13 protein-coding genes are annotated in these 18,204 nt (G+C 65.6%); 6 read left to right on the plus strand and 7 right to left on the minus strand.

Annotated elements, in window-relative coordinates; all coding sequences use genetic code 11:
• Positions 1-14: 14 nt before the first annotated feature.
• The 3 genes from IVB31_RS26490 (at position 15) to IVB31_RS26500 (ending at position 1,726) form a co-directional block, all read left to right on the plus strand.
• The gene (locus IVB31_RS26490) at positions 15-374 is read left to right on the plus strand and encodes a hypothetical protein (protein ID WP_247329747.1); all 360 of its coding nucleotides are present in this window, start codon (positions 15-17) and stop codon (positions 372-374) included.
• A 23-nt stretch (positions 375-397) separates the two neighbouring features.
• A complete protein-coding gene (locus tag IVB31_RS26495; RefSeq protein WP_247330612.1) occupies positions 398-580 on the plus strand; it encodes a hypothetical protein in 183 nt (60 codons plus the stop codon).
• Positions 581-778: 198 nt separating this feature from the next.
• Positions 779-1,726, plus strand: a complete 948-nt coding sequence (locus IVB31_RS26500) for a hypothetical protein (RefSeq protein ID WP_247329749.1) — start codon at positions 779-781, stop codon at positions 1,724-1,726.
• Between the two features lie 89 nt (positions 1,727-1,815).
• Here the strand turns inward: IVB31_RS26500 and IVB31_RS26505 are convergent, their stop codons facing one another.
• The 3 genes from IVB31_RS26505 to IVB31_RS26515 all read right to left on the minus strand — a co-directional run bounded on the left by IVB31_RS26505 (position 1,816) and on the right by IVB31_RS26515 (position 8,540).
• Positions 1,816-4,401, minus strand: a complete 2,586-nt coding sequence (locus IVB31_RS26505; RefSeq protein WP_247329751.1) for an EAL domain-containing protein — start codon at positions 4,399-4,401, stop codon at positions 1,816-1,818.
• 158 nt (positions 4,402-4,559) lie between these two features.
• Positions 4,560-5,861 carry an MFS transporter gene (locus IVB31_RS26510; RefSeq protein ID WP_247329753.1) on the minus strand — a complete coding sequence of 434 codons (1,302 nt, stop codon included), beginning with the start codon at positions 5,859-5,861 and terminating at the stop codon, positions 4,560-4,562.
• Positions 5,862-6,110: 249 nt separating this feature from the next.
• The gene (locus IVB31_RS26515) at positions 6,111-8,540 is read right to left on the minus strand and encodes an EAL domain-containing protein (RefSeq protein WP_247330574.1); all 2,430 of its coding nucleotides are present in this window, start codon (positions 8,538-8,540) and stop codon (positions 6,111-6,113) included.
• A gap of 282 nt (positions 8,541-8,822) precedes the next feature.
• Between IVB31_RS26515 and IVB31_RS26520 the strand changes: the two genes are divergently transcribed.
• The gene (locus IVB31_RS26520) at positions 8,823-9,989 is read left to right on the plus strand and encodes an ABC transporter substrate-binding protein (protein ID WP_247329755.1); all 1,167 of its coding nucleotides are present in this window, start codon (positions 8,823-8,825) and stop codon (positions 9,987-9,989) included.
• Here the strand turns inward: IVB31_RS26520 and IVB31_RS26525 are convergent.
• The 3 genes from IVB31_RS26525 to IVB31_RS26535 are packed head-to-tail and all read right to left on the minus strand — an operon-like array spanning position 9,986 to position 13,883.
• Complete coding sequence (locus tag IVB31_RS26525; RefSeq protein WP_247329757.1) at positions 9,986-10,963, minus strand: NAD(P)-dependent oxidoreductase; 978 nt, start codon at positions 10,961-10,963, stop codon at positions 9,986-9,988. The genes IVB31_RS26520 and IVB31_RS26525 overlap by 4 nt on opposite strands.
• A gap of 12 nt (positions 10,964-10,975) precedes the next feature.
• Positions 10,976-12,829: a TRAP transporter large permease subunit gene (locus tag IVB31_RS26530; protein WP_247330578.1), complete on the minus strand. Its 1,854-nt coding sequence runs from the start codon at positions 12,827-12,829 to the stop codon at positions 10,976-10,978.
• Between the two features lie 22 nt (positions 12,830-12,851).
• On the minus strand, positions 12,852-13,883 hold the full coding sequence (locus IVB31_RS26535; protein WP_247329759.1) for a TRAP transporter substrate-binding protein: 1,032 nt from the start codon (positions 13,881-13,883) through the stop codon (positions 12,852-12,854).
• Positions 13,884-14,310: 427 nt separating this feature from the next.
• On the opposite strand from IVB31_RS26535, the gene IVB31_RS26540 reads away from it, so the two are divergent.
• Positions 14,311-15,798: a caspase family protein gene (locus tag IVB31_RS26540; protein ID WP_247329761.1), complete on the plus strand. Its 1,488-nt coding sequence runs from the start codon at positions 14,311-14,313 to the stop codon at positions 15,796-15,798.
• 153 nt (positions 15,799-15,951) lie between these two features.
• Positions 15,952-17,652 (plus strand): SulP family inorganic anion transporter, encoded by a 1,701-nt coding sequence (locus IVB31_RS26545; RefSeq protein WP_247329763.1) that lies wholly within the window; start codon positions 15,952-15,954, stop codon positions 17,650-17,652.
• A 184-nt stretch (positions 17,653-17,836) separates the two neighbouring features.
• Here the strand turns inward: IVB31_RS26545 and IVB31_RS26550 are convergent, their stop codons facing one another.
• Positions 17,837-18,199 carry a hypothetical protein gene (locus IVB31_RS26550; protein ID WP_247329765.1) on the minus strand — a complete coding sequence of 121 codons (363 nt, stop codon included), beginning with the start codon at positions 18,197-18,199 and terminating at the stop codon, positions 17,837-17,839.
• Positions 18,200-18,204: the final 5 nt, after the last annotated feature.

Consider the following 18,204-nt stretch of genomic DNA (forward strand, 5'->3'; position numbering starts at 1 on the left):
TCAGGAGAATAGCCATGACGATCGACGTTCTCGCGCCGCCTCGGGCCTCCGTGGCATCAGCGATCATCGCTGCACTTCACGAATCCCGCCGACTGCAGGCAATCAAGGTCATTCATCGCTACCGGCATCTCGGCTCCGACCGGGCCGAAATCAGCCTTTGCGACAGGACGCCATCGCCGGACACGAAAGCGCGCGCTCGTCAGATGCCGAACAATGGAAGGGATAAAAAAATGAGACGATTGAGAGAAACACATCTGATGATCCTCATTCTTCTGGGATTCGGCGTCGTTCACGTGATTGGCGCCGTGCTGATGGCGCGTGCAGCACCCGAGCAAGGTCATCCTCCCATGGTCGTCGCAGCCTCGGGCGACTGACGGCGGCCGGCGACGGAAGCTGGTTGACTGATGTGAAAGATCAAGAGGCCGACATGGCAGCAATCATAAACGCGATTTCCCGGACGGCCCTCTCGGTCACCCGCGCCGACGCGGCGAAACACGCTCTGCTGCTGGCCGGAGCGTGCGCTTTCGTGTTCGTGCTCTCGCTCACCGACGGCCTGGATTTGAGCCCCGGATTGTTTTGATCGTCGCAGCGGCGAGATCCACGAACGTCGCCCGGCACTGTGCGCGCTGATGCCGGCGAACCCGCCTTCGACGGGTGCCATTCCGCCTTCGACGGGTGCCATTGGTGTCGCGCCAATCATGCGCCGCATGTTCCGGCCGTCAGAGCCTGCGATCCGACGATTTCACCGTGCTGACACGCACATAGACGAGGGGCCGATATGTACGTTGGCAGAATATTGTCTACGCTTGGCGGACAAGGACCGACGCTTCTGGTGATCTCACTTTGCGCCGGGCTGTCGATCAGTCCCCTCGCTCACATCGGCTACGATCTTTTGCCTTTTTCAGCATTCCTCCTGACGCTCGGCTCGTTTCTCACTGCCGGGCTCGCTCCGTCCGAAGTCGGGATTCGTCCGCCTCTGATGGCTCTGGTGCTTGTTTGGGTTGGCTTGGCGCTTCCTTTGGCTGCCGCTGCTCTGCTGTCCTTTCTTCCGCTCGATCCTGCGCTGCGGGCCGGTGTTCTGCTTTCGCTGCTGGCGCCGCCGGTTGGAAGCGCCGCTGCGATTGCGGGGATGCTTGGTTTGCGACCACGCCTTGCGCTACTCGTCTCCATCGCACTGACGCTCCTCGCGCCGATTTCGATTCCGTGTTTTGCCACAGTGCTCGGACTTGGAGTTGCGTTCGACATGGGCGCCCTGGCTATCCGGCTGTTCAGCATCATCGGAGCTGCGGGCATGGTTGCCTTTCTGGCAATACGGTTCCACCGACATCTGACCCCCGTTCTGCCGGATCAACGCGCGGCCACCGGGATCGCCGTTATCGGACTCATCATCGTGGGACTAGCCACGTCACAAGGCATACGGGCCCAGTGGACCAGCAATGCCCTGCGTTTCGACATGATGCTCGTCGCGGCAATCGTTGCCAACTTTGGGCTGTGCGCGCTCGCGACTCTCGCATTCGCCAGGCTAGGGCTGCAGACCGCCGGGACAATAGGCCTCGTGACCGGAAACCGTAACGTCACTCTCGTGTGGGCAGCCGCGAGCTTCGGTCTACCAACCCTCGCGGAGGGCTATGTCGCGGCGTGCGTCATCCCGGTCCTCGCGCTTCCTCTCATCGTCAAACTTTGTCTCAAACTACCGTCCTTCGGCCGTTTCGTGCCGCAAAACTGACGATTCAGAGCCGGCAACTGGATCAAGAAGCCAAGCGCAGAGCGGTCATGGCACGCCGTCGCGGCCGATTGTAGTCTGGCATCCACGCTCTACGCCGAGCGCTTCACTGCGTCGCGACCTGCCGGCGCGATGTCGAGGCGAGCCAGCATCGCCCTCGCCTGCTCGGCGCAGTGCTCGATCAGCCAGCGCTCGAAGGCGACAGGCGGGAGCGCGGGCGCATAGAGGAAACCTTGCACGACGTCGCAGCCGAGTTCGGCCAGCACCTTGCGCTGCGCCTCGGTCTCGACCCCTTCGCCGACAACGGTCATGCCGAGGCCCTGGCCGACGCGCACCACGGCGGTGGCGATCGCGAGCGCACCGGCGTCCTTCTCGATGTCGCGCATGAAGCTGCGGTCGATCTTCAATTCGCGGATCGGCAGATGGGCGAGCCGGCTGAGGCTGGAATAGCCGGTGCCGAAATCGTCCACGGAAAGCCCGACGCCGAGCTCGCGGATTGCGTTCATCGTCTCGAGCGCGGCGACGCTGTCCTGCATGAACGCGCCCTCGGTGATCTCGAGCATCAGCGCATCCGCCGGCAATTCGTATTCAGCAAGGATGTCCTTGAGCCGCGCGGCCAGCGTGACATTGCGGAAATTGATCGGGGACAAATTCACCGACACGCTGGGGATGTCGAGCCCGGCACGGCGCCAGTTCGCCATCTGCCGGCAAGCCTCGCGCACCGACCACAGGCCGATCTGCTCGATCAGGCCGCATTCCTCGGCAAGCGGGATGAATTTTGCCGGCGAGACGTCGCCAAGCACGGCATCGTGCCAGCGCGCCAGCGCCTCGACGCCGTGAATCGCGCCGTCGCAGCTGCGGATTTGCGGCTGGTAGCTCAGCGTCAGCGCGCCCTCGGCGACGGCGCGGCGCAGCGCCGCGATCAATGCCAGCCTCTGCTCGGTGAGCCCGTTCATCTCCGCGCTGAACAGGCGGTAGGTCGAACGTCCGGCCTGCTTGGCCATGTACATGGCGGCATCGGCCTGCTGCATCAGCGTGTCGATGTCGGTGGCGTGATCGGGGTAAAGGCTGATGCCGATGCTGGCCGACATCGGCATCAGCCTTGATCCGAGGCGCAACGGCGCCGACAGCGCCTCGGTGATTCCGGCCGCGACACGCTCGGCGCCCTCGGCGGCGCGTTGCGGCAGCAGGATGACGAATTCGTCGCCGCCGAGCCGCCCCAGCATGTCCTCGGGACCGATGTGCTCGCGCAGGCGCTGCGCGAGCTGGATCAGCAGCTCATCGCCGGCGGCGTGACCGAGCGTGTCGTTGACGTCCTTGAAATGATCGACGTCGAGGAAGGCCAGCGCGACGTGGCTGCCGGTCGGACAGGCATCGATGGCGGTGGTGATCAGGTGCCGCAATTGCGCGCGGTTCGGCAGGCCGGTGAGGATGTCGTGATAGGCGAGCCGCGCGATCTCGGCGCGCGCCTCCTTGCGCTCGATCGCGAAGGCGCCGAGGTTGACGCAGGCATCGACGATGCGCCGGTGCCAATTGCTCGGTGCGCGCGGCTCCCGGTAGTAGAAGGCGAAGGTGGCGATGACCCGGCCGTCCTTGGACTTGACCGGGGTGGACCAGCATGCGCGCAGGCCGATCGCGAGCGGCATCGCCTTGTAGGGCTGCCAGCGCGGATCGGTGTCGAGATCTTCAGCCAGAACCGGCTCGCCGTAGAAGGCCGCGGTTCCGCAGGAGCCGACTTTGGGACCGATGGCGATGCCGTCCAGCGCGCGGGAATAGTCTTCGGGCAGGCTTGGGCCGCCGAGCGGATGGATCAGGCCCTCGGCGTCGACGTGAAGCAGTGAACAGACGACGTCGGGCGCGATCTGCTCGACCCGGCGGCAGAGCCGATCTGCGATCTCGCCAATCGGAATCTCGTCGGCGAGCGCACCCATGATGAGCTGCTGGAGCGAGCGCAGCTGCTTGGTCTCGGTGATGTCCTCGAGCAGCGCGAAGATGTGCTTGACCCGGCCCTTTCTGTCGCGGAACGCGTCGATGCGGGCGCAGACCCAGATCTCCTCGCCGTCCTTGTCGTAGACCAGCGTCTCGATTTCGCCGCGCTGGCCACCAGTCACCAGGCGCTTGACGAGCTTGGCGATACCCTTGCGATCCGTATGGCACCCGGCGATGAGCTCGCCGGCGTGACGCCCCTCGGCCTCCTCGCTGGTATGTCCGAACAGCGCCGTGAACGCCGAATTGACGTAGACAATGTTCTGTTCAATGTCGGTGATGATCACGGCACGGTTGGTCTGATCGGAAACGGCGTGGAGCAGCCCAATCCTGGCGCGGCGTTCCGCATCGGTGGTGACGTCGCGCGCGAACACGACGTGATGGGTCACGCCGCCACCCGCAACGGACGAAAGCGATATGGCTGTCCGGATTCGGCTGCCGTCGCGCCGCACAAGGCTGATCTCCTCGCGGAAATCGCTGACAGGATCGGCCTGGAGACATTTGAGGGTGAGAATTTCGGCATCGCGGCCGAGCACCTCGGCGCGCGCGAGTTTCCAGATCCGCTCCGCACCGGCGTTGAAATGCGTGATGCGATGCGCGCTATCGACAATGACGATGCCATCGTCGGCGCATTCGAACGCAGCCAACAGCACTTCCGGAATTTCCGTCACAGCACAATCGGAGGCAGACATCGTTGGACCCGGAGGCATCGGGAAAATGCGGCAATCGGTGCGACGCTAGCGTTGCGATGGTGTCCAAGACGTTTTTGCAGCCCCCCTTGCACCACGCCAAGACGCGACATGCTTAACGTTCAGCGAAAAAGGCGAAGGTAATACGGTGCATGCGGAACCTATTCGGCGCCGGTTCCCGCCTGGAGCCGGTGCAGCCGCCCCGCCACGGCCCGCACCTTGCCCGGCGAGGCCCGCCAGACCGACAGCGCCGACAATCCGCTCACGATGATCGCGATGCCGAAGGCGAGCGTGTAGTCGCCGGCCCGATCATAGAGCAAGCCTGTCGCCCACGGTCCGGCCGCGCCACCCGCAAGCGCTGCCAGCATGATCGTGCCAAAGATGCCGCCCTGGTGCTTGCCCTGAAAAATCTCGAATACCACGGCGCCCATGATCGAGGTGAGGCCGTAGCCGAGCGCACCTTGCGTGAACACCATGAGGTAGACCAGCCACAATGACGGCTGGAATTTCAGTGCCATCAATGCCGCAAAGCAGATCGCAAAGCCCGCGCAGCTGATCGCCCACACCCATTCCCGCCCGATCCGGTCGGAGGCATGGCCGAGCAGAATCTGGCCGGGGATACCGAGCAGGCTGACGGTGCCGAGCGCCCACACCGCAACGCTCGGGCTGAAGCCGATGTCGAGCAGGAACTTGGTCTGGTGCACCTGCACCGCGTACCAGATGTACAGGCCGCAGAAATAGCCGAGCGCGATCCACCAGAAGCGCGCGGTCGCGACAGCGCGCCGGAGCGTCCACTCGGTACCGACCCAGACGGGATCGACGATGTTGGAGACAGGCCGCGACGCACCCGCGGCCGGCGCGGCATCGCCGTCCGGCTGCAGGCCGATATCCTCGGGGCGCTTATGCAGGAACAGATTGATCGGCGCGAGCGCGATCAGGATCATCAGCCCCATCGCGGTGCAGGCGGTGCGCCACCCGGTCTCTTCGATCATGTGCTGCACCCATGGCAGCAGCGTCACCGAGCCGATGCCGACGCCGGCGAAGGCGATGCCGATCGCGAAGCCGCGCTTACGGATGAACCAGTTCGGCAGAAACAGCGACTGGCCGGAATAGCCGAGACATACCGAGCCGGCGCCGACCATGACGCCGATGGTGACATAGAGATGCCAGGGTGCACTGGTGAGTGGCGCGAGCAGCAGCCCGCCGCCCATCAGCACGACGCCAAGCTCCATCACCGCGCGCGGGCCGGCGCGGTCCATCAGGCGGCCGATCAGCGGACTGACCACGCCCGACACCACGAAGCCGAAGGAGAAGGCGCCCGCGGTGACGCCGCGCTCCCAGCCGAATTCGGAGATGATGGGAGGAAAGAACAATGAAAAGGCGGTGCGCGCGTTGACGCCGATGGCCATGGTGACGAAGGTCACCGCGACCACGACCCAGCCGTAGAAGAACGGAAGCCGCATGATGTGTTTCATCCCTGGACGATCTACGGACCATCCCGGGGTGAGCGGGTCAAGCGCTTTTCGCGCATGCCCGTTGATACAGCGAGACGGGATGCGTGCCTGTGGCCGATCCTTCGAGACGCCCGCCTGCGGCGGGCCCTCAGGATGAGGACGGAGTGCGCGGCAACAGTTCAACGGGCACCGATGCCGCTTAGCCTCATCCTGAGGAGACCGCTGGAAGCGGTCGTCTCGAAGGACGAGGCGGCGCGCTCAGGCGGCGTCGCGTTGTGACAGTTTGACCGGCGCGTCGAACAGAATCCGCTCGACGGGCTGCGGGCGGCCGAACAGATAGCCTTGCGCGAAATTGACGCCGAGCGCCTTCAGCCGCTCGAACTCCTCGCGGGTCTCGACGCCCTCCGCGGTGACCGACATGTCCAACCCGCGCGCCAGCGTCACGATCGAGGCGATGATGGCGGAGCTGCGCGGCTGATGCGTGAGATTGCGGATGAACGACTTGTCGATCTTGATCTTGTCGAACGGGAACGCGGTGAGATAGCTGAGCGACGAATAGCCGGTGCCGAAATCGTCGAGCGCGAGCTCGATGCCGATACTCTTCAGCCGCTCCATGAAGGCGTGGTTCTCGACGCCGCGTTCCAGTAGCACGGATTCCGTGATCTCGATCTCCAGCCGCTGGGGCGGCAGCCCGGAATCCGCGAGCGCCGCGCTGATCATCTCGAACAGCTCAGCTTCCTTGAACTGGATCGGCGACAGGTTCACGGCGACCATCAGATCGGAAGGCCAGCCGGCCGCATCCGCGCAAGCGCGCCGCAGCACGAACTCGCCGAGCGGCACGATCAGTCCGGTTTCCTCCGCAAGCGGAATGAACTGGTCCGGCGGAATCAAACCGCGGCTCGGATGCCGCCAGCGCACCAGCGCCTCGAAGCCGCGCCGCGCGCCGCTGAGGGCATCGACGAACGGCTGGTAGTGCACCTCGAGCTGGCACCGCGCGATGGCATCGCGCAAATCGCCTTCCAGCGTGCTGCGGGCCTCGAGCTCGGCCGACATCGCCTCGTCGTAGATGGTGAAGCAGTTGCGGCCGGCTGATTTCGAGCGGTAGAGCGCAAGGTCGGCCTTCTTCAGGAGCTGCTCCTGGTCGCTGCCGTGATCCGGCGCGATCGCAATGCCGATGCTGGTGCCGATCTCGACGCGGTGTCCGGGCAGGAGGAACGGCTCGGCCACGAGCTTTGCGATCCGGCCCGCCAGCTCGGTCGAGCAGACGCGCTGATCCTCGCAGGCTTCCTGGATGATGGCGAATTCGTCGCCGCCGAGCCGAGCCAGCAGGTCGCTGGCACGCAGCGCGGATTTCAGCCGCTGCGCGACCTGACGCAGCAGCGCATCGCCGGCACCGTGACCGAGCGAGTCGTTGACGTTCTTGAAGCGGTCGAGATCGAGCATCAGAATCGAGAAGGCCGGACCGCCGTCCTCCAACCGGTCATTGAGCTCGTCGAGCCGGGTGAGGAAGAAGGCGCGGTTCGGCAGTCCGGTCAGGATGTCGGTCTGGGCGAGTTCGAGCACCCGCCGGTTCGCCAGCGACAGCCGCAGCGAATTGCGGCTCGCGAGCATGAGATAGGTCGACAGCGACAGCGTCAGCAGCATGCCGACGATCAGCACCGCCGCCGCCCGGTCGTAGGGGGTCTCCAGTGCACCCCCGGCCGTCGGCATGGCGCGCACCGGCCAATCGGTGTCCCCGACCTTGAGACCGCCCGACCAGTGCAGTCCCCGCGCGACGTCCCGCATCGACTGCGGCGCCGTGGCGGCCGAGGAGTAATCCGGCAGCATGTCCTCCAGGCCGACGATCTGCCCCGTGAACGGCGGATAGACGTTGACGCTGACCGCGGGGCTGGCGCCGGTGGTCACGCGAATGGACTGGATCAGCAGCGGCAGGTCGAAGACGCCGACGACGAAGCCAGCGAGGTTGCGGCGCCGGTCCACGGCCGTGTCGCGCGACGTTCCCTTGGCGTAGACGGGAATGGCGACGAGGACGTCGGGCTGCCGGCCGCCCTCCTTCGGCTCGTAGAGGCGCGTACGAATGGCAGCGACCCGATCGGTGTCGCGCGCGCGCTCCAGGACCGCGCGCCGCTCCGGAACGGTCGCGTAGTCCATGCCGTAGACCGGCGAGGTCTTCGGCTGGGTCGAGTAGAACACCGGAAAATATTCGTCGCTCTGCGGTGCGGTCGCGAACGCATCGCCATGGAGCGACTTGATGCGATAACCGGACACGCCGTCCGCGATCGCCGCGGCCTCGTATTCTGCGCGCTCCTTGCGGTTCACGCGCGGCACCCATGAGATGCGCAGCATGCCGGGATGGCGCTCGAACAGACGGGCGCTGAAGGTCTCGAATTCGCTGCGGGTGATCTCGTCGTTGGTCGATTCGAACAGCGTGCGAAGCGCGACGAGCCTGGAGATGTACTCGCCCATGCCGTTCTGCATGACGATGGCTTCGGTCTCGGCCGCGTTGTCGAACTCGACTCTGTTGACGCGGTCTTCCCATCGCGCCACGGCAGCCGCACCCACGATCGAGAACAGAAGACCGATTCCGATCGCGACGAGCGCAGGGCGATAGAGCCCGAGCAGCGGCGCGGCACGCCACCATCCGGTCAACCGCCTCCGATCCTGATCTTTCTGATCGCGACCGCCCATCTTGATCCGCAAGGCCCCACCACGCAGCGGCCCACTTCTGGTTGAACCACCGGAACTGCTATCGGACAAGGACGCGGTTAACAACTGCACAATTTCGGAACCGGGGCGTTCCGCATCACGTGGCTTAGTTAACGATTGACCTGCACTTTGCGTCAGTCTGGCAGTAACTTGCCGGTTTTCCCCGGAGTCTTACGGACCATCGACGCGGCGCAGGTTAGCGAGCTGTTCAGGGCGCGAGACCTATCGTTTTCACGACGCCTCCAGCATCCGGCAAGCCTCCTCATGACACGATCGCGATCAGCGACATACCTCGCCTTGACCATCGCGCTCCTCGCCACGAGCGCGTTCGCGGCCAAGGCCGACGAGGTCGGCGTCAGCGACGATGCGATCCTGTTCGGCCAGGCCGCCGTGCTCGAAGGTCCCTCCTCCCTGCTCGGACAGCGGATGCGGCAGGGCATCGTCGCAGCCTTCACCGAGATCAACGCCAAGGGCGGCGTTCACGGCCGCAAGCTCCAGCTCATCAGCCGCGACGACGGCTACGACCCCGACCGCTCGGTGGCTCAGACGCTGCGGCTGATCGACGACGACAAGGTGTTCGCGCTGATCGGCGCGGTGGGCACGCCGACCGCGATTGCGACCATTCCGATCACCAGCGCCAGGAACGTTCCCTTCATCGGTCCGTTCACCGGCGCCGAATTCTTGCGCGACCTCGAGATCCCGAACGTGGTCAACATCCGTGCGAGCTATGGCGCGGAGGCCGAGGCATGGGTCAAGCACCTCACTGAAGATCGCCAGTTCACCCGCATCGCCATCTTCTACCAGGACGATTCCTTCGGCCGCGACGGTCTTTCCGGCGTCAAGCGCGCGCTTGGCAGGCGCGGCCTCGAGCTTGCCGCCGAAGGCACCTTCGAGCGCAACACCCGCGCGGTCGCTTCGGCCTGGCGCACGATCAAGCGCGCCGAACCCGAGGCCATCGTCATGGTCGGGACCTATGGGCCCTGCGCGGAGTTCATCAAGCTCGCGCGCCGCAGCGGCGCGCGTCCGACTTTCGTCAACATCTCCTTCGTCGGCGCCGTCGCGCTCGCCCGGGAGCTCGGCCCCGAGGGCGAAGGCGTCATCGTCTCGCAGGTCGTGCCGTTTCCCTGGGATCGCTCGCAAAAGCTCATCGCCGATTACCAGGCCGCGCAGACGGCGTTCGACCCGGCGCTGACACCGGACTTCGTGTCGCTCGAAGGCTACCTCTCCGGGCGCCTCACGGCCGCGGCGCTGGACCAGGCTGGACCGCACCCGACGCGCGCGAGCCTGTTGCGCGCCGTCAACGATATCGGCCGCTTCGACATCAGCGGCAACCTCGTCACCGTCGGCGTACGCGCGATCGAGACGCCGCCAAAGGTGTTTTTGACGGTGATCCAGAAGGACGGGACGTTCAAGGCAGTGGATCGGCTTTAAGGCCGCCGCGTCCAGTGGTCGGCGTTGACGGCGCCCTGCGGGGCTTCGCCTTTGACGATGGCTTCGACCTGCCGCACCGTTTCCAGCGACTGATATTCGATCGCCTGCGGCGTCAGCCCCCCGACATGGGGCGTGGCGACGACGTTGGACAGTTTTGCCAGCTCCGGGCTTGGCATCTGGTCCGGTGCGCGGCCGACATCCATCGCCGCGCCGGCAATGCGGTTCTCCAGCAGCGCCTTCGCCAGCGCCGCTTCATCGACGAGATTGCCGCGCGAGAGATTGATGAAGACGGCGTGCTTCTGCATGCGCGCCAGCGCCGCCTCCCCGATCAGACTCTCCGTCTGCTCGTTGGCGACCGCGAGGCAGACGACATAGTCGGACACGGCGAGGAGCTCGTCGAGACCGACCTGCCGGATCGCGCCATCACTGACGGTCGCGAAGGGATCGGCGACCAGCACCTCCATGCGCAGCACCTTCGCCACTTCGGCAAGGTAACGCCCGATGCTGCCATAACCGATGATGCCGATCCGGCTGCCGGCGAGCTGACGGCCCATCCGCGCCTCCGGCTTGCGGCCGGCCTGGTAGTCGGCCGTCGCCCGCGAGACACCGCGGGAGAGATCGACCATGAAGCCGAGCGCGAGCTCGGCGACCGCCTGCACGAAGCCCGGACCCGCGCGGGTCACGAGCACGCCGGCGTTCGAGGCAGCCTCGACGTCGACGTTGCGGATGTCGACGGCGCAGCGGACGAACGCGCGCAGGCGCGGCAGCTGCGCAAAGATCTCGCCGCGCCCCTCCGTCATGCGATCGGCGACGATGATGTCGACATCTTTCGCAGCGCGCACGAAGCCGGCCGCGTCCAGCGTATCATCGCTCTCGTGCAGGATCACCTCGGCGGCCGCGCGCAGGCCATTCAGGCTGCGGTCGCCGTAGTAATTGCGCCGCATCTCCGGCGTGTGCGCGAGCAGGACTTTCACGGCAAAACTCCTTCAGTAGCCAAATGCCCGCGGCAGCGCGGTCGAGAGCCATGGCACGAAGGCGATGACGAGCAGGCAGAGAAACAACAGACCGAGATAACCCATGATCGGCTTCACCGTCTGCTCGATCGGCACGTTGCCGATCAGACAGGCGCCGTAGAGTCCGAGCCCGAGCGGCGGCGCGAACAGGCCGATGCCCATCGCGATGACGAGCACGACGCCGAAATGCAGGGGATCGATGCCGAGTTGCACAGCCACCGGCAACAGCAGCGGCCCGAAGATGATCAGCGCGGCCGCGCCCTCCAGGACCGAACCCATCACGATCAGCACGGCGATCGCGAGCAGGATAAACATCCAGACGCCTGAGGTCTTGGACAATCCAAGCATGAAATCGCCCACCGCATGCGGCACCTGCTGCAAGGTCAGCGTGAATGCCAGCGACTGCGCGGCGGCGACGATGAACAGCACGAGCCCCGCGCGCGTCGCCCCCTGGACAAAGCTGTGCGCAGCCGATTTGAAGCTGAGTTCGCGGAACACGACACTGCCGACCACGAGGGCATAGGCCACGGCGAAGGCCGAGATTTCGGTCGCCGTGGCAAAGCCGCTCTTGAAGCCGAAGAAGATCATGAAGATCAGGCCGAACGAGGCGAGCGCGCCGCTCCACAGGCCCGACACCGGCGCCTGCGGCTCGATGTCCTCGGCATCAGCCGGAGGCTTGCCGAAGATGATGGAGACCGCGATCAACACCAGCGCCATCAGCGCCGCCGGCAGCAGCCCTGCCATGAACAGCCCGCCGATCGACAGGTTCGCGACGAAGCCGAGGATGATCAGGTTGATGCAGGGCGGAATGGTTTCCGCCATCACCGCGGATGCCGCGAGCAGCGCCACGGCGCCGCCCGGATTCTGCTTCGAGCGGCGCGCCGCCGGGATCAGCACGGAGCCGACGGCAGCGACGTCGGCCATCTTCGAACCCGAAATGCCCGAGAACAGCACCATCGAGGCCACCATCACCACGTTCAGGCCGCCGCGCATGCGGCCGACGCCACGCTGCAACAGCTCGATCAACCGCACCGACATGCCGTTGGCTTCCATGAGGTAGCCGACGAGGATGAAGAACGGGATCGCGAGCAGCACGAAATTGTCGATGCCGCGCGCCATCTGCTGGGCAAAGATGACGCCGGGCAGCGCACCCTCGACCCAGATGAAGATCAGCGCGGCCAGCGCCAGCGCGAAGCCAATCGGCAATCCACCGAACAGGGTCGCGAAGAATCCGATCAGCATCAGCGTTCCCGCCGACGGCACCGTGGCGGGCGACAGATAATCCCAGGCGAGATAAAGGCCGGTCACGACGGCAATCGTAACGAAGCCCCTGACGATATCAGGGAACGGCCTTGCGCAGAGATGGTCGATCGCGAACACCGTCATGAACAGCGCGCCGACGCCCATCGGGTAGAAGGTCAGCTCCAGCGGCAGGCCGGATCCGGTGGTCTGGCCTGAAGTCAACGAGCCCAGCTTGATCGCGTTGTAGGCGACATAGCCGGAGATCAGCACCACGAGCACGGCACTGGCGGCATCGACCAGCCTTTGCGATCGCAGCGGCAGCAGGTCGCGGAAGAAGGCCACGCCGACATTCTCGCCGCGCGCGAGCGCGCTCGCCGCGCCGAAGAAGGCCGAGCCGACCATCAGGCCGCGCGCGACGTCGTCGGCCCACTCGACCGGTGCGTTGAAGAAGAAGCGCAGCAGCACGGAACCGCAGACGACCACGAGATCCGCGGCCAGCAGGATGGCCGCGATTGCGTCGCTGACGCGAAGCAGCCGTGCGATGCTCCCGTGGCGCTCAGCCGAGAGGGACACGACGCCCGTCAACACCAGCTCGGATTTGGCCACGTCAGGCCTGCGTGGCGCGGATGATGTCGATGACGGGCTTGGATTCCGGCCGCGCCTTCATGAAGTTCTCGGTCTGCGGCGCCACGCGCTTGCGGAAGGCCTCGCGGTCGCATTCGGCCACCGTCACGCCCTTCTCGGCCAAAGCCGACAGCGCCTCTTTCTCGACCGCAAGCCCATGGGTACGGGTGTCCGCCGCAGCTTTTTTCGCGGCATCGAGAAAGCCGTCGCGCAGCTTCGGGTCCATGCGATTGTAGGTCATGTCGCTGAAGTAGATCGCGAGCGGCGAGAAATTGTGCTGCGTCAGCGAATAGAATTTTGCCGTTTCGAAGAACTTGCTGGCCAGGATCGTCGGCGGATCATGCTCCAGCCCGTCCAGCACGCCAGCCTGCAACGCCGTGTAGATTTCGCCGAACGCCAGCGGCGTCGCGGCGGCCCCCATCAGCCGCAGGCATTCGGTAATGACGGGATTTGGCAGGGTCCGGATCTTGAGGCCGGCGAGATCCTCCGGCGTCTTCACCGGCTTCCTCGCCAATACGCTGCGTGACCCGAAATTATAGGCCCAGGCGATGATGCGGATGTTGCCGCCCTTGAGCAGCGCGTCCTCGATCGGCTTGGCGGCGCCGGCATCGAACGCCTTGGTCTGCTGCGGGAAGCTCGAGAACAGAAAGCCGAGGTCGTAAGTGCCCACCAGCGGCACCAGATTGGCCGAGATCGACGAGCCCGACACCATGAGGTCGATGACGCCAAGCTTCACCGAGTTGATGACGTCGATTTCCTGCCCCAACTGGTTGTCGGGAAAGAACGCGACCTCGACCTGCTCGCCGAGGCCGTTGCCCTTCAGATTCTTGACGAGATTGTCGTAATAGACGCGGCCGTTGGCGAATTTTGGATCGTTCGGCAGCGAGGAGGAGCATTTCAGCTTGAGCGTCGCGGCTTCGGCGCGGCCGATGAGTGCGGGGGAGAACACGAGGCCGGCGGCAAGTCCCGTCGACGACTTGATGAACGCGCGACGGTTCACGGGCACGATGGACATAATGCGGTCTCTCCCCAATTATTATTTTTCGCGCCGCGGTCGTTGCCGCAACCCGTTGCGCGGACTGTATGGCCAAAGCAACGGCGCAGGCAAGGCTTGCGGCCGACCGCCGCAAAGCGGGAGTTGCGAGCATCGCCGGCATCAGCGCGCGGCGAAACAACCAGGTTTTTCCGGGATTTTTGATGCGACCGGCATGGGGCCCGATCTGCGAGAGGACGCTTTCGCGCAGCAACAGGGATCAATCCCATTGTCGCATGGATCAATGCGCAATTCACATGGATGGCATCAGAACGATGCCACTCCGGCTTTGGCAGACCTCCTGCCCCTTTTGCCGTAGTTCGCAACGTGATCCAGAGCACAGACAGACGCGTGGCGGCAATCTAGAAAGGGTGGCATCATCGCGCGCATTGCCGATGGAGGTGACATCATGTGCCGTCCAGTCCTTCGCAATTTGTTTCTTGCATCCAGCCTTCTCGCGCTCGCGCAACTGGGCACGCCGACGGAGGCCGCCGCCGAAGCGCGGCTCGCCCTCGTGATCGGTCAATCGGCCTATCGCACCGTGCCGGAACTGCCCAACGCCGCCAACGACGCCAAGGGCATGACGGAACTGCTGGGCAATGCCGGCTTCACCGTCACCACGGCGGCCAATCTGGCACAGGGCGAGATGCGCCAGGCGATCTCGGATTTCGCCGGCAAGGTCGGCGCCAGCGGCGCCGACACCGTTGCCCTGGTGTTCTATGCCGGCCACGGCCTCCAGATCGACGGCGAGAACTATCTCGTCCCCGTTGATCTCGACCCCAAGCGCGAGGCCGACATTCCGCTGCAGGGCGTGCGGCTCAACGATTTGCTCAACACGCTCGGTGCTGTGCCGACGCGGGCACGCATCTTCATGCTCGATGCCTGCCGCAACAATCCGTTCCCGGCGCTCAGCGGCGCCGGCCACGGGCTTGCGATCGTCGACACCAAGGCCGGCGCACCCGGCTCCTTCATCTCCTATTCGACCTCGCCCGGCGCGGAGGCCGAGGACGGCAGCGGCATCGACAGTCCCTATACCACCGCGGCGCTGACCGTCGCCAAGCAGCCCAATCTGCCGATCGAGGAAGTGTTCAAGCGCATCCGCGTCGCCGTCGCGCAATCGACCGACGGACGGCAGATCCCTTGGGAAAGCTCGTCGCTGACGACCGATTTCAAGTTCTTCGGCGAGAGCAGCAGCCCGCAACCGCCCGTCCCGGGTGCATCCTCCATGGCGCTGGCCAGCGGCACGCGCAGCGTCGAGGACTGGCGCAAGGATTTGCAGGGCAAGCCGGCCAAGGTTGCCTATGAGCTCGTCATCTCCGACGACACCGTGCCGGCGTATCAGGCCTATGTCGAGTTGTACACTCAGGACACCCACACGCCGCGGCTGCGCACGATCATGGAGCGCCGGCGCCAGATGCTGGCCTGGGAGCGCGCCACCGCGATCAATACCCGCGCGTCCTTCGAGGCCTATCTCGCGAACTGGGACAACAGCGACCTCGCCGCGACCGCGCGCAGGCTGCTGTTGCGCGTGCAGAACCGCAACTATGCCTTGCCCGTTGCGGCGGCGGCAATCCCGGCCCCGGTCGCCGTCGCAATGGCGCCGACCTGCCCGTGCTCGACACCGTCGACCCCGGCAACGCCGGTCAACCCGGCAATCGCGCCCGTCATCAAGAAGCGCGTCGACGACACGCCGCCGCCGAAGCGCAAGCTGGTCGAGACGCCACCGAAGCCCCGCCGGCCGCCGCCTGCCGAAGTGGTCTACGAGCGCGCGCCGCCGCCGGATCGCGGCCCGCCGCCCGGCGCCGTCATGCAGGGCATCGGCATTGGTATCGGACTTGGCATGGGAATGGGTGGCGGTCGCGGCGGCGATTATCACAACGACCGCGGCCGGTACTGAGGCTTTTCGCCCGCGCCGAGAGAGATGTCCGCGAGCCCATCGCCTGCGGACATTCTTGTTGATGACGGAGACGTCGCGCCATCCGCCGCTCTCCATCCCGGAAATGCTGTAGTCTGACAGACCGACGCCAGCTTTTCCGGGGATTCCACATCGATGCCGCACGACGCTCACGCCAAGCCATTGTCCCGGGATTCTTGGTCGAGACATTCTTGGCCGCTGTTCCGCTCCCTCGCGTCCTACTCCCTGCCCGGCGACCTCATCGCGGGGCTGACGCTGGCGGCGATCGCGATCCCCGAGCAGATGGCCACCGCGCGGCTCGGCGGCTTCGCGCCGCAGATCGGCTTCTTCGCCTTCATGGCGGGATCGCTGGGCTTTGCGATGCTCGGCGGCAACCGCTTCCTGTCCTGCGGCGCCGATTCCACCATCACGCCGATCTTCGCCGGCGGACTTGCGGCGCTGGCCGCCGCCGGCTCGCCCGAATATCAGGGCCTCGCAATCGCACTGGCGCTGATGGTCGGTGCGATGATGCTGGCCGGCGGCGCCCTTCGCCTCGGCGGCATCGCCAATCTCTTGTCGGTGCCCGTGATGGTCGGCTTCCTCGCCGGCATCTCCGTCCACATCATCGTATCGCAATTGCCGGGCGTGCTGGGGCTGGAATCGCCGAGCGGGCCGACGCTGGATCGCATCGGCGTGCTCGCAGGCGAGCTCGGCCGCACCAATCCCTTCAACTTGTGCATCGGCTTCGGCGTGCTGGCCGTCGTCTTCGTCTCCGAGAAGGTCAGCCCGAAAATTCCAGGCGCGCTGATCGGGCTCGTCGCAGCGACCTTGGCCACGATCGCGCTCGGCCTTGAAGCCAAGGGTGTCAGCGTCGTCGGCAGCGTGCCGGGTACGCTGCCGCGGCCGACCTTTCCCGAGCTCGCGCCCGAGCAGTGGGTGCGCCTCGTGCCGCTGGCCTTCGTGATCACGATCGTGGTGATGGTGCAGACCGCGGCCACGACGCGCTCGTTCCCGTCCGATCCCGACAAGCCCGCCGATGTCGATCGCGATTTTCTCGGCGCGGGCGCCGGCAGCCTGCTGTCGGGACTGTTCGGCGCGTTTCCGGTCAATGCCAGCCCGCCGCGGACGGGCATCGTCGCCGAGACCGGCGGACAGTCGCAGCTTTCAGGTCTCGCCGCCGCGGCCATCGTGCTGGCGCTGCTCGCCTTTGGAACGGGATTGCTGCAGCACGTTCCGGATGCCGCACTCGGCGGCATCCTGCTGTTCGTCGCGCTGCGCATCATCCGCGTAAAGCAGATCGTCACGATCTACCGCCAATCCCCAAGCGAGTTCCTGCTGATCGTTGCCACCGCCGCGCTGATCATCGTGCTGCCGATCCAGCAGGGCGCGTTCCTGGGCATCGTGCTGTCGCTGCTGCACGGCATCTGGAGCACGACGCGTGCGCGGCTGGTCGAGTTCGAGCGCGTGCCGGGCACCACGATCTGGTGGCCGGCGCATCCACACATCACCGGCGAGCGCATCGCCGGCGTCGCCGTCATCGGGCTCCAGGCGCCGCTGTCCTTCCTCAACGCGCCCGGCTTTCGCAGCGACGTGACCAAGGTGCTCGGCGCAACGCCCCCGCAGCTGCTGGTGCTGGAGGCGAGCGGAATGGTCGAGATCGACTTCACCGCGGCGCAGGTTTTGCTGGATGTCTTCAAGGCGTGCAGCGAACAGGGCGTCACGGTCGCGCTGGCGCGGTTGGAATCGGTGCGCGCGCAGGACGCGTTCGAGCGGTTCAGATTGTTCGATGCCCTGCCCAGGGAGCACGTGTTCCACAGCGTGGACGAGGCCGTGCGCAAGCTGGCGAAAGCGGAATAAATTGAGTTGGACCGCGGACTCGGTGCACCTCTCCCGCTTGCGGGAGAGGTCGACACGCTCGCAAGAGCGTGGCGGGTGAGGGCTTTATCCAGTCGCGATATATCGCTGGTGGAGACACCCTCTCCCCGACCCTCCCCCGCAAGCGAGGGAGGGGGCGCACCTTCCTCGTGGCGGCAATTGGTCTCTACGACACCAGCGTCGGGTGATCGCGCTGTATCGTTTCGCGGATCCAGCTGGCATGGATCGCACGAAACAGGATCTGCGCGGTCTTGAGGTCGTTCGCCTTCATGCAGAGATCGACGATGCGACGGACTGCGTCGTCGCGCATCAATCCATCCGAGATCTTCATCGCGATTTCCATCGCGACTTTCGCCCCCCGCTCGTAGCGCTCGCTGTCGTGCTTGTCGCTGCGCGCGGAACCTGCCGCGCTCGCCGCCGCCGCTTCACAGATCGCACGGATGCGCTCGGCGGCATCGATGTCGCCGAGCGGCCGCTCGATCGCTTCGTCCCAGATGTCCTGACGCGTCTTGCGCGCGAACCACCGCATTGCCG

Source organism: Bradyrhizobium sp. 21, assembly GCF_023073335.1.
Classification (GTDB): Bacteria; Pseudomonadota; Alphaproteobacteria; order Rhizobiales; family Xanthobacteraceae; genus Bradyrhizobium.